Source organism: Ralstonia pickettii (assembly GCF_000607165.1).
GTDB lineage: Bacteria > Pseudomonadota > Gammaproteobacteria > Burkholderiales > Burkholderiaceae > Ralstonia > Ralstonia holmesii.
In genome coordinates this window covers 17,795-30,569 of sequence record NZ_JFZG01000038.1, presented here as the reverse complement: position 1 = coordinate 30,569, position 12,775 = coordinate 17,795, and the positions used below count along the sequence as shown (strand labels likewise).

General features: G+C 60.4%; 13 protein-coding genes. 3 read left to right on the top strand and 10 right to left on the bottom strand.

Annotated features, from left to right (window positions below):
- Positions 1–28 precede the first annotated feature (28 nt).
- The 3 genes from BG83_RS0127175 to BG83_RS29615 are packed head-to-tail and all read right to left on the bottom strand — an operon-like array spanning position 29 to position 835.
- A complete protein-coding gene (locus tag BG83_RS0127175; protein ID WP_024979696.1) occupies positions 29–262 on the bottom strand; it encodes a hypothetical protein in 234 nt (77 codons plus the stop codon).
- A gap of 15 nt (positions 263–277) precedes the next feature.
- Complete coding sequence (locus tag BG83_RS0127170; protein WP_024979695.1) at positions 278–679, bottom strand: hypothetical protein; 402 nt, start codon at positions 677–679, stop codon at positions 278–280.
- A gap of 12 nt (positions 680–691) precedes the next feature.
- Positions 692–835, bottom strand: a complete 144-nt coding sequence (locus BG83_RS29615; RefSeq protein ID WP_160169406.1) for a hypothetical protein — start codon at positions 833–835, stop codon at positions 692–694.
- A gap of 428 nt (positions 836–1,263) precedes the next feature.
- Here BG83_RS29615 and BG83_RS0127160 point away from each other — a divergent pair, with 428 nt between their 5' ends.
- The 3 genes from BG83_RS0127160 to BG83_RS0127150 all read left to right on the top strand — a co-directional run bounded on the left by BG83_RS0127160 (position 1,264) and on the right by BG83_RS0127150 (position 3,622).
- Entirely contained in the window at positions 1,264–1,464 is a 201-nt protein-coding gene (locus tag BG83_RS0127160) for a helix-turn-helix domain-containing protein (protein WP_024979694.1), read from the top strand.
- Between the two features lie 193 nt (positions 1,465–1,657).
- Entirely contained in the window at positions 1,658–2,347 is a 690-nt protein-coding gene (locus BG83_RS0127155; protein ID WP_160169405.1) for a hypothetical protein, read from the top strand.
- 147 nt (positions 2,348–2,494) lie between these two features.
- Entirely contained in the window at positions 2,495–3,622 is a 1,128-nt protein-coding gene (locus tag BG83_RS0127150) for a hypothetical protein (protein WP_024979692.1), read from the top strand.
- 62 nt (positions 3,623–3,684) lie between these two features.
- Here the strand turns inward: BG83_RS0127150 and BG83_RS0127145 are convergent, their stop codons facing one another.
- The 7 genes from BG83_RS0127145 to BG83_RS0127115 all read right to left on the bottom strand — a co-directional run bounded on the left by BG83_RS0127145 (position 3,685) and on the right by BG83_RS0127115 (position 12,768).
- Positions 3,685–4,926, bottom strand: coding sequence for a hypothetical protein (locus BG83_RS0127145; RefSeq protein ID WP_152543776.1), 1,242 nt, complete (start codon positions 4,924–4,926; stop codon positions 3,685–3,687).
- 135 nt (positions 4,927–5,061) lie between these two features.
- Positions 5,062–5,640 (bottom strand): hypothetical protein, encoded by a 579-nt coding sequence (locus BG83_RS0127140; protein ID WP_024979690.1) that lies wholly within the window; start codon positions 5,638–5,640, stop codon positions 5,062–5,064.
- Positions 5,641–5,693: 53 nt separating this feature from the next.
- Positions 5,694–6,848 (bottom strand): hypothetical protein, encoded by a 1,155-nt coding sequence (locus BG83_RS0127135; RefSeq protein ID WP_024979689.1) that lies wholly within the window; start codon positions 6,846–6,848, stop codon positions 5,694–5,696.
- Positions 6,845–8,794, bottom strand: coding sequence for an ATPase, T2SS/T4P/T4SS family (locus tag BG83_RS0127130; RefSeq protein WP_024979688.1), 1,950 nt, complete (start codon positions 8,792–8,794; stop codon positions 6,845–6,847). Before BG83_RS0127130 ends, BG83_RS0127135 begins: the two co-directional genes overlap by 4 nt.
- A 2-nt stretch (positions 8,795–8,796) precedes the next feature.
- Complete coding sequence (locus tag BG83_RS0127125; RefSeq protein WP_024979687.1) at positions 8,797–9,663, bottom strand: hypothetical protein; 867 nt, start codon at positions 9,661–9,663, stop codon at positions 8,797–8,799.
- Positions 9,664–9,670: 7 nt separating this feature from the next.
- Positions 9,671–10,999, bottom strand: a complete 1,329-nt coding sequence (locus tag BG83_RS0127120) for a hypothetical protein (RefSeq protein ID WP_024979686.1) — start codon at positions 10,997–10,999, stop codon at positions 9,671–9,673.
- On the bottom strand, positions 10,996–12,768 hold the full coding sequence (locus tag BG83_RS0127115; RefSeq protein WP_024979685.1) for a hypothetical protein: 1,773 nt from the start codon (positions 12,766–12,768) through the stop codon (positions 10,996–10,998). The genes BG83_RS0127120 and BG83_RS0127115 overlap by 4 nt, the downstream gene beginning before the upstream one ends.
- Positions 12,769–12,775: the final 7 nt, after the last annotated feature.

The following is a 12,775-nucleotide window of genomic DNA, read 5'->3' as shown; positions in this document are numbered from 1 at the left end:
TCGTTCCCTTGTTGGTCGGCAGCGCGGGTTAGGCGAAATGCAGAACGCCGCCAATGTCGCTGTACGGCTTGGCGGTCGCCCACCCGCGATGGAAGTGGTTGTAGTAGCTCTTGCCGCTCACTAACTTCGATTGATTGTCGTACCGGATAGCAAGGCCAGCGGCGACCAACGCACGTGCGGCAGCCGATTCACGTGCACCGGACACGGCGATACAGACTTGGCCATCGCGGCGGTCCAGCAGCTTCTGCATCGTCTTGGTCATCGCCGCTTCCTCCTATCATCCGTAGACGATGTGGCCGAACATGGCGGCCTGCAAGATGAGGTCAGCCAGCTCGCCGTCCACCTGACCGGCGTCGTCCTCGACTACTGCGACGAGTAGCGCCCCACTGTGCGAGCTGTGCACGTTCGCATGGTCTTCGGGCTTGTCCATGGTGCGCGTCATGATGCGGCGCATGCCTTCCGCCAGATCAGTCAAGCCAATTTCCTTGCGGCTAACCGCGCTATCCGCGTCCCCATACTCGGTCACGCGCACGCGTGCATGCTCCGGGCCGTGCTCGCCTTCGTAGCGTTCCAGCGTCTTGAACTGTGCCCAATAGTTGGACCCACCTTCTACGGCCGTGCACAACACGTCCCAAAGGAATTGGTCGGAAACTTCCAGCTTCAGATTGATATCCATCATCACCCCCTTGTTTCAGTTTGGCAGGCCAAGCGCTTCACGGCGATCTGCCGTGGTCAGAACCTTGTTGACCTCGTTCAACTTCTCGTAAGCCACCGCAGGAACGCTCGCATTCCATTGCAAGCCGTACTGACGTACCAGCTCACGAAATGCACTCATTGCTTCTTCTCGCGTCACGCTTCACCCCCTCGTTAACCATGCAACCATTATAGTTAATGTATCTCGTTTTGTCTATCTCAAAATTGATTGATTGTTTTAATGCGGCTCACTGTTCGATAGGGCATACCGATTGGCATAAGCGCCTGATAGCCCCCCCTTATTGCAAGCCAGCTCTGCCGTTGATGACCGGCCAGGCGTATTCCGCTGGTGCTGTCCCTTGCCCGACAGTCCGGGGGACTGTCGGGTGTGCCGGTAGGGGCCGGGGCGGTAGCCCTCGGGGCCGCACAAGCGGCCACGACCCCGTATCCCGGCACAGGACACCAGCGGGCACCGTGGCATGCCGGCCGACAGTCGGTAGAATCCACGGGCCGCCAGCGCTTGCGCCCAGCGGTAACGCCACATAACCAGACAGAAGAGGGGATGCGCCAATGAGCAAATCCAAGCGCCCTCTATACGGCGAGGACGCTGCGGCCCTGCGGAAGAAAGCTGGGCTCACTCAAGTGGAATTAGCCCAACGGTGGGGGTTAAGTCGCTCGCAAATTGGCCGCTATGAGAGGGTGGGAGAAATCGTGCCGCAGCGGATAGCCGACGCCTATTACGGCTTGGCCTTCAGCCAGCAGAACGCCTAAAATATGCCGCATGCATGCGGCATTTGGCGCTTCCGTGCGCTACAATCCGTGCAGCCTCTCGGCTAGGGTGGGCGCGCTTAGCGCGCAGCTCGTTTGAACAGGGGGGAGTCGCGTCAACGACCGCGATTCCAAAATCGAACGCATACCTCGTTCGCCGCGTTCGCGCGGCGTTTGGTAACAGATGACGAACTCAATGGACCGCCTTGCCCTGCGCAGCATGTCTGCGGGGCGATTAATGCGTGTGGCTGTTGCGCGATCCTCGCTGGGAATCGCGCTCGCTGTCTCACCTTGGATGGCTCACAGCCAGGAAGCCGCCCAGCCAGTAGCCGCCTTGGGTGCGGCGCAGCCGTTGCAGGCTGTGAATACAGACGCTGGCGATACGCCGGGCCAGACCGGCTACCGCAGGTATTCCAGCAACAGAAAGACGAACGACAGGCTGAACGCGGTTTTTTCGCTGATCCGCACGGAAGGCAACGGCCTGACGTGGGAAAAGGCGCAACCGGAGGATGAGGCCGAAGACCCGGTTCGAGTGGCAGCAAAACCGGTTTCGGGGAAGGGCGCGAAAGATGCCACAACCGCCACGGCCAGCAAGGATGCTGCCAAGCCGGTTGCGCCTGAACCGCCTAAGCCTGAACCGCTGCCCGTGCTGACTTGGACATTCAAGCCAAACGCGACGGCACGCGAAACGCTCTCGACATGGGCAAAAGCGGCCGGCTGGAATGAACCGAAGTGGAACGCAACGAATCCCTTCCAAGGACAAGGCGAGGTGCGCGGCACGTTCATCGACGCACTTCAAGCAATGGCCTCTGCCGCACCGCAGTTGGATTTTCGCGCCGAAATCGATAAGCGCGAAATCATCGTCACCGACGCTAGCTCACACTAACGTATCCCACATTGTCTATCGCACACTGCGGAATGATTTAAAAATTCAATCGGTGTTGCGATAGACATATCGAATTACATTGATTATGATGGCATCGTAGTCATCGATCAGGACATTTCGCAAGAAGCTCATCAACCGGAGAAGAACATGAAGCACGAGGGAGTTTTCAACCATTCCGCCAAACTGATTGCCGTGGCATCGTTTGCGCTCGTCCTGGCGGCCTGCGGGGGTGGCGGCGACGGCACCACGGCCACGAACGGCGGCGGCACGGGTGGTAGCACTGGTGGGACGACAACGCCGGCAGGAACGCCGATCGACCCGTATACCGGCCAGGCTGCAAGCGGCACGCCCACGGCGAGCGTCAGCGGTTCCGTGGTCAACGGCCCCACGGCCGGCGCAACGGTCACGGCATACGTGGTGAACAGCGACGGCACGAATGGCACGCAGCTCGGCGCGACGACGACGGACGCCGCTGGCGCATTCAGCATGACGCTGAGCCAAGCTCCGGCCGGCATGGTGCGCTTTGTCGCCACGGGCGGCACGTTTGCGTCGGAGGCCGATAGCTCGCAGCAGAAGAACGTTGCCCTCCAGCTCGTCGCGCCCTATGTCACGACTTCGCTGTCGAACTTCGTGATTACGCCCGTGACGCACCTGGCGTCCACGCGGATCGCCTATCTGGCATCGACTGGAGGTAAGAGCCTGGCGACGGCATACACGACGGCATCCTCGGCCGTGCTGCAACTCCTGACGGGCAACAACGTCATCGCCTCGGGGAACCGCAGCCATGGCGGCGTGGACTACTTGGCCATCATGCCTGGCACGGCACAGGACACGAACAACACGTACGCTGACGCGTTGACGGGGGTGGAGTACTACGGCGTCGCACATGACCTGCCGTCGCACGTCGCACTGCGCGTCCTGACGCTGAGCAGCGTGACCGGCACGCCGTCTGTCAACGACAGCAATGGCCAGGCAATCAACGTGGGCACGTGGACGGGCAGCACGTTCGATGAGAGCCAGCCCTACACTCTCGCGCAGCTCTCGTCCACGGTTGGCGGCGGCTTGCCGGCCAACGATGTGCTCGCGCTGGTGCAAACCATGAATGCTGTGACGGCCTGCACGACCGGCGACCATGCAAGCTACTACCTGCGCTACCCGCTGGCACAAGGTCAATCTGACTATCTGGACACGGCTGCATGCGGCGCGTACACCAACAACCTGAACGCGGTGAAAGCGAAGACGGCAACGAACAACCGCAGCAAGTACGTGAGCTAACGCGACTCCCGCAGGCACAAAAAAGCCCGGCATGCCGGGCTTTTTCTTTCTTTCACCGCCAATCAGCCACCGCCCGAGTTGGGAGAACCATCCGTCTGATCTGACCGCACCCACCGCGCATTGCTGCCACACAAGCCATCCCAGTTTCCATTCGCCACAACGCAGATGCCGCCATGTGTCCAGCCGTCGATCCATCCGGTAGGAGCTTGCATGTAACCAATCACCGAGCCATTCGAACTACCCACTGCTGGCCGCCATACCCCCCCCTGACAGGAGAGAACCTGACCATTAGGATCAGTCGTGATTGCGTTGCCAGAACAGCCATAGCCAGCCCAAGCCAGTGCCGGCAGGTACACCACGTTGTTTGCGACCAGCGCGCCGTTCACGGTGTGGGTTCCATACACCGTTTGATTGCCATAGACCGTGCTGTAGCTGGCCGTCGTTTGATACGCGGACATGGTGCCCGAGACGTTGGCATTGCCGTTGGCGTTGACGTTGCCGGCGTTCACTGCCACATAGTTGCCGTTCACGTCTTGGATGTAAGCGGACCCGCCAGGCGCAGCACGCACCGCGATATTGGTGGCATCCCCATACAGCGCCGTGCCCGCAATCTTCAGGCTGTTGCCGGCCGGAAGAGTCATGGTGCTTGCGGTGGCCGGCCCCGTGTTCAAAGACGCTGACGAGATATTGCCGGCCCCGGTAATGTTCTGCCCGTTGGCCTGCATGGTGCCAGTCAGCTTCCGGCTGCCATCCAGTTTGTAGAAGGGCAGGGTATCGACGTAGCCGGTCGTGAGAGACCCCGCGCGCATAGCAATCGCGCCTGACCCGCCACCCGCGTTAGGCAGGCTCCACGAACCGGATACCCCAGTGAAGTTGGACGGGTTGCCGGGCAGAGCCTGGCCACCATCGAGGCCAGCCGCATTCATGACATACGCCGCCAGGTCATTGCGTACGTTGCCCTGCAAATCGCGGTACTGGCTCGTGGTGATGGTCGCCGGCAGGGTACAGCCAACACCGGGGCAATTCGACGGCTGGATGGATACCGCGAGCGTCAGCTTGCCTGGATTGTTGGTAGTGAAGCCCAAGGGCAAAAACCCGTTCTGCTGCAACTCTGCGACGGTCGGAGCGAGCGGGTTGGCAATCGTAATGGTGCCGCCCGAAGGATTGGTAATCGGGCCTGCTGAGCGGCCGGCGAGTACATCGCCGTTCGTAGCGATGTACTTATTCACGCCGCCTTGCAGGCCGTTCAGATACTGGCCCGTGGTGATGGCAATGGTCCGCTCAGCCGCACGCAGCGTCTGCATGTCCATCTGGACAAGGCTACTGGCTGTCAATGCAGCCGCGAGTGTAATGTCCAACATCAACGACATACGACCCCCTACATTCTTGTTAACGAAGAATGGGCCTGCTGCTTATGCGCGCAGGCCCATATAGGCATCTTACTGCCTTTGAACGACGATGGTGTTGTTCGTCGAGTTGCAAGAAGCAGTCGGGTCAAATTTGCCGCCAAACGCCTTCACGCTCGTGCCGTTCAAGGACATGGTGGCCGCACTGCCGGCTACGCCCTGAATGACCTTCTTGCACCCTTCCTGGGCAAAACCAACAATCGTGTACTGGCCGGCATCGTTGGCCGATTGCACCGTGCCAGGGGCCACGGTCAACGTGCCGCCGCCCTTGATGTTCACAACACCACCGCCTGCGTCTTGGATGGTGGAGAACCCGTTGAACAAGCCGGACTTCTCGGCGTTGGCCGTGGTGAACTGCGCCCACTGGCCGGTATAGGCATTGCTGGAGTTGGCGGCCAGCTCGTTGAATTCCTTCACGAAGTCGGAACCGACCTGACCACCCGAGCCCCGGTTGAACGCCAGGATGTAGACGAGAGCGATGCCGGCAGCAATGATTGCCCACAGCATGAAGTTCTCGATGGTTGCGCCTGCTTGGCGGCCAAGGCCCCGCTTGAGGCCACGGCGGATGCCGCGCGAGGTGACAGCAACGCTCCCGTTCATTTGCTTCTTCATAGTTGCACTCCTTGTGAAAACACTGACGTGGTAAATAAAAGTGGTTTGCCGCCTTAACGGGTCGGCATATAGGTGCTCATGCTCACTGCATCTTGGAACTGCCATCCCATCGAGTAGAACCCGGCTTGAATGCCGATCACAATGGCAACCAGCAGGATTCGGGACCAGAGCTGAATGCGCAACGCGCGCCGCTCCATTTCCTTCGGGGATTTTGCAAGCGAGTTCTTTGCGACGGTGCGCAGCATCCGCGACACGTCGGCATAGTCGGCAATGTCCTGCATGCGGAATTCAACATCGCGATCCACCATGCCGACCTTGAAGTTCTCGCCCTTTGCGTGCGGGTTTTCCTCGTAGTTGGCGAGGATGCGGCGAATGTGGTGAGACAGCCAGACCGTCGAACTCGACTGAATGAGCCGCAATGCGTTGGGCACCGATATCACGCGGTTGTTGATGCGTTCAGTAACGGCAGCCAGGGTCACAAAGAACGAAACCGCTTGAAACTCGGCGTACAGCTTGTAATGCAGGATATGCCGGTCCATCCACTCGCGATATTTCCCGATGTAGTTCGGAACGGACCAGATCACAAGGCCAATGAAGGCCACGATGAATGCGATCCAGAGCGGCCAGAAATGCCGCACCAGAAAGCTCATCCAGTGCATGACGATGGCCGCCGTGCCCAGGGTCTCAACAGGTACGTTCGCCGGCAAGCCGCGCTCAATCTCAGGGATGATCGAGAAAGAGTAGAAGCCCACAAAAATCTGTGCCGCGATGAACGCGAAGATCAAGGTGAACCAAATCACCGCGATCGCTTCCTTCGTTGCATCGAGTGCTGCCGTCACCTCCGACAGCTCCTTGAGACCCTTCGCCAAGTTGCCGTGCTTCTCGGCAACCATCAGGGGGGCATAGTCTTCAGAAGGAACGCTTTCCCGAATGGCATCCGCAAACGAGGCGTCCAGCCGATAGTTCTCCAGCCATCGAGCCGCCAACCGCCCCTTTGGCTCGCCTGGATAGCGCTCGGCAATGCGTTCGATGTGAACGGAGATGTTGATGCTGGGCATAGCCTCCATCGTCTCCGCCAGGTCGTTGTAGAACGCGGCGCGCTCGCCGGCAAACTTCCTTCGGTCCTTAGTGAAGCGATCCCCGACGAAAGGGAGGACTTTAGCCAGGTCGCCCAACGGGCGGCCGATCTTTTCAGCCAATTGCATCATTGCGCGCTCGCGAGGTGGAGGTGATTGGTTGCCTTGAAGAGCCGGGCTTGTTCGTGCTCGTACTGTTCGATGGTCTGGAAGCGCTTTTCCGCCATCGAGAGGCAGATTTCGCCACGCGACACCTTGTACATCGCAATCTCCAACGGGGATTTGCCATCGGAGTTGTCGCTATCGAACCCTGCGGTGCGCAGCGAGCGGTAGTAGTGCTGCAACTCGATGTTCTTGGATTCTCGGATCAGCAAGAGCATGTCGGTTGTCGGCTCGATGATCTGAGCGACGAGGGTTCGCCCACGAATGCCGTTGAGTTCGGGCACACCCTCGCGGGAGCAGGCGGGGCAACCATGAGGGTTGCGAACCTTCATGCCGCCAACGTCGAAAGAGAAGAGGCGGTTCACACGCGTGAGCGATTCCACAGCCGATACCGCGATCGATGTTTCAGCAATCTCCACAATCGCCGGCTCGGGACTGCGCAGCGCGGCCCTCAATACTTCCAGCGTGTTCGGATCATTGACAGGCAGCGCGCACGACTGGCAGTTCTTGGGAACAAGCGCCAGGTGAATCAGCATCTTCAGGAAGTCTGGCATCGTCACTACGTCGAGCGACAGCCCAAACTCTTCGCTGACGAGACGCTGAGGAATAGCCAAGGCGCTTGGGGCGTGGATGGTGGTAAAGCTCGGTTGCCCAGCAAGCACGGCGTCACGAAACGCACTCGTCGTGTTCACGTCCCGCAGCTCGGAGATGACCGTTACATCCGGGTCAGTCCGTTTGTTGGCCATGCTGAACGGCGTGAACGCGTCTTTTCCCTCGTCGTCGCCAATGCCGCGCGACGTTGAGTGTTGGTTCGCGCCCTCATGGCTGTGCAGATACTCAATCGGGTCTTCTGCGGTGTTAATTTCGAAGTGAGAGGGCAACAAGCCGACAATGGTCTGGAGCAGCTTCGACTTGCCTGAGTTCACGCGGCCCGAGATGACCCAGCCGCCGCCATCCGCACGCAACGCGCGCAGCAGCGTTTTCTCTTGATACGCTGGAAGGCCGGCACCGTTTTCCTGCATGCCGAGCGAGGTGAAAATGTCGCTCGCGTCGAGCTGCATCACCCGATGAGTGACCTTGAGCCCCTTGTGGATCGGAAACTGGGACCAACGGAAACCAAGGCGTTGGCCGCCGATGGTTTCCTCGATCTGACACTGCAATACCTCGCGCTCGGAATACGAGCTGGTTGAGGTGGAGTTGCCCCGGAACGAATACCAGAAGCTCAGCATGCGGAGCATTTGGCCCGAATTCATGCGGAACTTCTTCGGTCGGATCACGTTGCCATCCATGCGAAAACCGACTGGGGAATACTCCTGTTCGGCGCGATACCGAAAGTGGATGTCTGAAACGCCGTTCGCCACGGCGAATTCCGCGATGTCCACGAACATTTTGTAGAAGGGGCTGTCGCGATCGGCGGCCAGCCGCGACGCTACGTCGGCACGACTATCGGCGCGGGCAAGCTCGGACACCACTGATTGCGTCGCCACATAGACTGCCGGCGCATCAGGGCGATACCCCTTCTTTTGCAGGTCCGAGTAGATTTGGTCGACCACATCGTTGCCCACCATGTCCCGAATGAGCACGATCGCGAATACACGCTTTTGCTCATCAGAAACCGGGCGGAGTTGGATGGGGCAAATCGAGTGCTTCAGCTCGTCGCGAATTGACACGTCCGCCTGCAGCGACTTGATGAACTGCGGCAGCTCAGCCGTAGCAAACACCTCGCGCTCTGCGACTTGATATTCACCATGCCGCGCCGACTCCCCCGATTCGCCATCAGCATCGAGTACAACGCGATTGAATGCCCTGGCGGGCATGGCTTCAGGCACAGCTAGCCGTTCAGACTGCTGGGGCTTCGCTGTCGCTTTCAGGCGGCCAGCGATACGCAGAAATGGGTTCGGCAGGTTCTTGAGCATGATTAGCGGTAGGCGGGTTGGGACGGCATTCCGGGGAACAAGCCGGGAGCCATTTGTTGCGCGGCAGGCTTCGTGCTTGAGAGTTGGTCGGGGTCCGCCTGATAGCCGGTTGTCGAATACAGCGGCCAGACGTGTTTCTTGCCGCGCTTATCAACTGCCGTCAGCGCTGAATCCGAGATAGCGGTGACGGTGTAGCCCTCGAACTTCTTGCCCTTGTAGACGCCGCCAGGCACCAAGCGGCCATTGATGGCGAACTGCCCGTGGTAGTTGTTCGTGCCGTCTTCGGTGCTCAACCCATAGACGGAGAAGAAACACGGCTTGTTGGCGTCCTCGGGGCATGCCTCGCTGAAGCGCGGGCGCGGTGGCTTTTCAGCGGGCGGAAGGGCGGCCGTTGGTGCTGGGAGCTGCGGCATCGTGGGCATCTGGCCAAGCTGCGGCGTCGCAGGCGCCTCGGCGGCCTTGAGTTTGTCGAGCTGGGCCTTGTAGGCGCGGCGCTGACCCAAGTCCTCCCAGTCTCCCAGCGTGGGGGTGCGATCAACGCCGGGAATGCCGCCATTGGGCTTCGCCTGCGCGGGAGATTGCGCGGCATTCGCCGTTGCTGCCGGCACGGGCGACGCGGTGGGTTGTTGCACGGGAGCAGGCGCGGGGGCCGGTGCAGGCTGCGCGCTTGCGCCGGGCAAGCCAGGTGTGGCGGCCACGGATGGTGCGCGCTGAACTGCGGGGGCGGGAGCAACCGGTGCAGGCGTGGGTTGCGCGGCAGGAACCAGAGGTGCATTCAGCGATGGCGAGGTCGGCCCCGCGTTGGCCGCAGCCGGCAGGAGTGCGAAACACAGTGCCGCAAGCGGCGCGGTCGTCTTGATTGCTTTCATGTTGTCCTCAGTTGCGCGTAATAAGTTCGCCTTCAAGCGCCACGTGGAAGGGCGTCTCGGCGGTGTCGGTGGTCTCTTCCACGCTCAGCTCAGCCTTGCTCAAGGTCGAGTAGGCGGGGAAAGAGCCGAGCAGCTTCACGTATTGGGAAGACCCGTTGTATGACCAATGTGTTGCCCGATAGACCGGCCCCTTGATCCCGGTCACGGGCACGCCAACGGGCACGAGAAATGGCACAGCTTCGGGCAGCGTGTCAGCCTTCACCAACCGCTGAGCTGCCTGCATCTGCGAAACGAATCGCACGTCACGGTCGTCGCTCATCCCCGCCTTGGCGAGCAGCTTTCCAAGCGTGGTCTTCTGCATCACTGGCGGCTTGACACTGACGACCATCTGATCGGGCTGTGCCAGGTAGACGGACTGCGACTGGTATTCCTTCGGAGCGGCAGCGAAGAAGGTTTCGTTCGTCGCAAAGTCCTTGTTCGCGCGAAAGAACGTTAGCTGGCACTGCGGCGTACCAGACCACGGCACGTAAGCCTGCGCCTGCGTGTTCGGGGCATGGAAGTCGCATGCGGCTTTTTTGAGTTCCCACCCACCGTAGGTCGTGCGCAACGTCGTGCGCATCCACTGATACCACTCGGTGTAGTCGGGGGCGAGAACAACAGCATCGTCGGCGTGGGCCTGGATGTTCTCTTGATACAGCTCCGTGGGCGTCTTCTGCTCGTTCGGATTCGGGGGGAAATAGGCTTGCTTCGCGACGTAGATTGCAGCACCAACCATGCCAATCGCCACGATAAACAGGGCAATGCGCTTGTAGAACGCTGCGCGGGTGGGCGGCTTCAGCAAACAGGTTGCGTCAGCGTGCTTTGCAACGTCTTCAAGCGACAAGGTGTCGGGCTTGCTGGGCAGCGGGGCATCTGCATCGCCCACCAGCGTGAAGCCTTCTCCGCCGCACTGGCGGCCGAAGTCCAGATACACGCGATTCAGCAAATCGCCGGTCAGCCCCGTCAGGTCAAAGCGCGTCGCCGGCCGGCCTTTCATGAGGCCAATGGCCGCGAAATTCCGATCGGGAGTACGGAAGACCAGCAGGGCATTCGCCGGCAAGCCAGGGATGCGGCCGAACGCCTGCGCAGCCGCGTAGAGCTGCCCCGAGGTTGCCGGCAGCGTCGTTTCCTTCGTGCGCAGGAACCCGGCATACCCAGCTTCGCCGTGGTGCCAGAGAAGCGGAGACTTGAGACTGAATGCTTTCCTCGCAGCGACAGCGCCATACGCCCCTTGCTCAACAAGGGTAGGCCAGTCCATCCCGAAGACGAGCTTCTTGCCGCCGATTTCGAGAATCATAGGGACGACCCCTGCTGTCCAGCCTCGGTGTCCTTGATCGATGCGCTCACGACAACCAGCGTAGCCGTGCGCGTGCGATTCGCGTTGATCGATCCGCCCGCGATCACTGGGATGTTGTGGCCGAGGGTCCGCTTGTCGTACTGCGCGGTGTTCGAGTCAAAGACCGTGAGCACAGTGGTCGCGCCGTTGCGAATGATGGCGTCCGTGGTGTTGCCCTGGCCGGCAATATCCACGTTCTGCACGGTTTGTTGGGTGGACCCACTGCCAGACGTGAACGGTGTAATCGCGCGCAGAACAGACGAGTCGAAAGCCAGCGACACAGCGATCGAGTTGCTGTTCGTCACGCTTGCGTAGACCAGCATCTTGAGACCGACTTGATCTTGTGCGGTCGTCAGACCAGGCGTGCCGCCCGTGCCGCCTGCGGTTGCCGTGGCCGGTGTCGTGCTGGCGACGTAGCTGAAGCGAATGCGGTTGTTGTAGTAGGACGTATGGCGGTTCTGGACTTCCAGCGGAATGTCATCGGTGCTGGCCGTGTTACCGATCGAGGCAAGCGCCTGCACAGCAGCTTGCGTGCCGCTGAACTGCCCGGACGTGATCTGCGCACCGATGGTTCCCACGTTCTGCGACACAAGCGAAATGGGGGACGTGCTTGTGATAACGAAGCCTGGGACGCGATTAAGCGCCTTGGTGAGAACGGCTTGCCAATCAACGCCCAGCTCCCCCCCGTTGTTGATCGTGACTTGCACAAGGCGAACATGGAGCGCAACCATCTTGGAGAGCTGCGCGCGATGGAAGTTGACGATCGATTCGGCGCGTTCGACGGCCTCTTTCGTATCGGTGAGGGTGATCGTGCCTTGCGTGATGTTCCCGCTGACCGAGCCAGAGCGAGTCATGACCGTCTGCACGTCATTGAGGATCGAATTAACTTCGTTGAGGTTCTGAGCCTCGCTCTTCACAGCAGCCTTGTCCTGCTGTTGATTGTTCTGAAGCGAGTTCTGGTTGTTCGATTGTGCGGTGTTGTTGATGTTCTCGGTGCTGAAGCTCAGGTTCTGCGGCCGGATGGGGAGCAACCACGTTTTTGTCACCATCCGATAGACGTTGATAACGCCTTTCTTCTGGTCGTAGTTCCAGTTGACACCGAGTCGGGTTGCCAACAAGTCGAGCACTTGATTCAGCGGCAAGTCATCAGCGACTTCCACCTCTTGCGGGCTGTCCTGGCCGGTGTAGCCGGCCGAGACAAGGCCACCGCTCGTAGCCCCACCTGTGACGCTGGAGAGCGCAGGGAGCGGGCCGGCAGCAACGCGGCCGGGGCCGGCAGGCGCAGCGGCCGGCAGAGGTGCCGTGGTGCCGTCATCGAGCTTTTGGGCGCGCGGGAGCAGTGCGGACTTGGGCAGGTACACATCGGTCGAAACCACAACTGGGATCTTCGTCGCCAGTGTGATTTGCTCGGCCGCGACGGCGAGGTTCACACGCTTGTTGGGAAACACCAGTTTGGTCTTGACACCCTTTTGCAAGGCGAGCGGTAGATTGGCCGTGGGCGACAGCGCGACGCTCTTGCCCGCGAGATAGGGCCGATCAACGAAGGCGCGCTTCCGACGCTCTTCCTTGCCGCGCGTTGTCTGGTTGATGAGCGCTTGCGCCGCCGACGCGGTATCCGTAGCAGCTTGCGAAATCAGGTCTTTGCTGTCCTGGGTAAGCTGGGGGGAAACGCAGCCCGAGAGCATCAGCGCGGCCAGCAAGGGGTAGACGACAAACTGGTTTTTATTCATGGCAGCC

Excerpts from the sequence above, each read along its gene's own strand:
- BG83_RS0127175 (WP_024979696.1), bottom strand. The coding sequence starts at position 262 with ATGACCAAGACGATGCAGAAGCTGCTGGACCGCCGCGATGGCCAAGTC.
- BG83_RS0127170 (WP_024979695.1), bottom strand. The coding sequence starts at position 679 with ATGATGGATATCAATCTGAAGCTGGAAGTTTCCGACCAATTCCTTTGG.
- BG83_RS29615 (WP_160169406.1), bottom strand. The coding sequence starts at position 835 with ATGAGTGCATTTCGTGAGCTGGTACGTCAGTACGGCTTGCAATGGAAT.
- BG83_RS0127160 (WP_024979694.1), top strand. The coding sequence starts at position 1,264 with ATGAGCAAATCCAAGCGCCCTCTATACGGCGAGGACGCTGCGGCCCTG.
- BG83_RS0127155 (WP_160169405.1), top strand. The coding sequence starts at position 1,658 with ATGGACCGCCTTGCCCTGCGCAGCATGTCTGCGGGGCGATTAATGCGT.
- BG83_RS0127150 (WP_024979692.1), top strand. The coding sequence starts at position 2,495 with ATGAAGCACGAGGGAGTTTTCAACCATTCCGCCAAACTGATTGCCGTG.
- BG83_RS0127145 (WP_152543776.1), bottom strand. The coding sequence starts at position 4,926 with ATGCAGACGCTGCGTGCGGCTGAGCGGACCATTGCCATCACCACGGGC.
- BG83_RS0127140 (WP_024979690.1), bottom strand. The coding sequence starts at position 5,640 with ATGAAGAAGCAAATGAACGGGAGCGTTGCTGTCACCTCGCGCGGCATC.
- BG83_RS0127135 (WP_024979689.1), bottom strand. The coding sequence starts at position 6,848 with ATGATGCAATTGGCTGAAAAGATCGGCCGCCCGTTGGGCGACCTGGCT.
- BG83_RS0127130 (WP_024979688.1), bottom strand. The coding sequence starts at position 8,794 with ATGCTCAAGAACCTGCCGAACCCATTTCTGCGTATCGCTGGCCGCCTG.
- BG83_RS0127125 (WP_024979687.1), bottom strand. The coding sequence starts at position 9,663 with ATGAAAGCAATCAAGACGACCGCGCCGCTTGCGGCACTGTGTTTCGCA.
- BG83_RS0127120 (WP_024979686.1), bottom strand. The coding sequence starts at position 10,999 with ATGATTCTCGAAATCGGCGGCAAGAAGCTCGTCTTCGGGATGGACTGG.
- BG83_RS0127115 (WP_024979685.1), bottom strand. The coding sequence starts at position 12,768 with ATGAATAAAAACCAGTTTGTCGTCTACCCCTTGCTGGCCGCGCTGATG.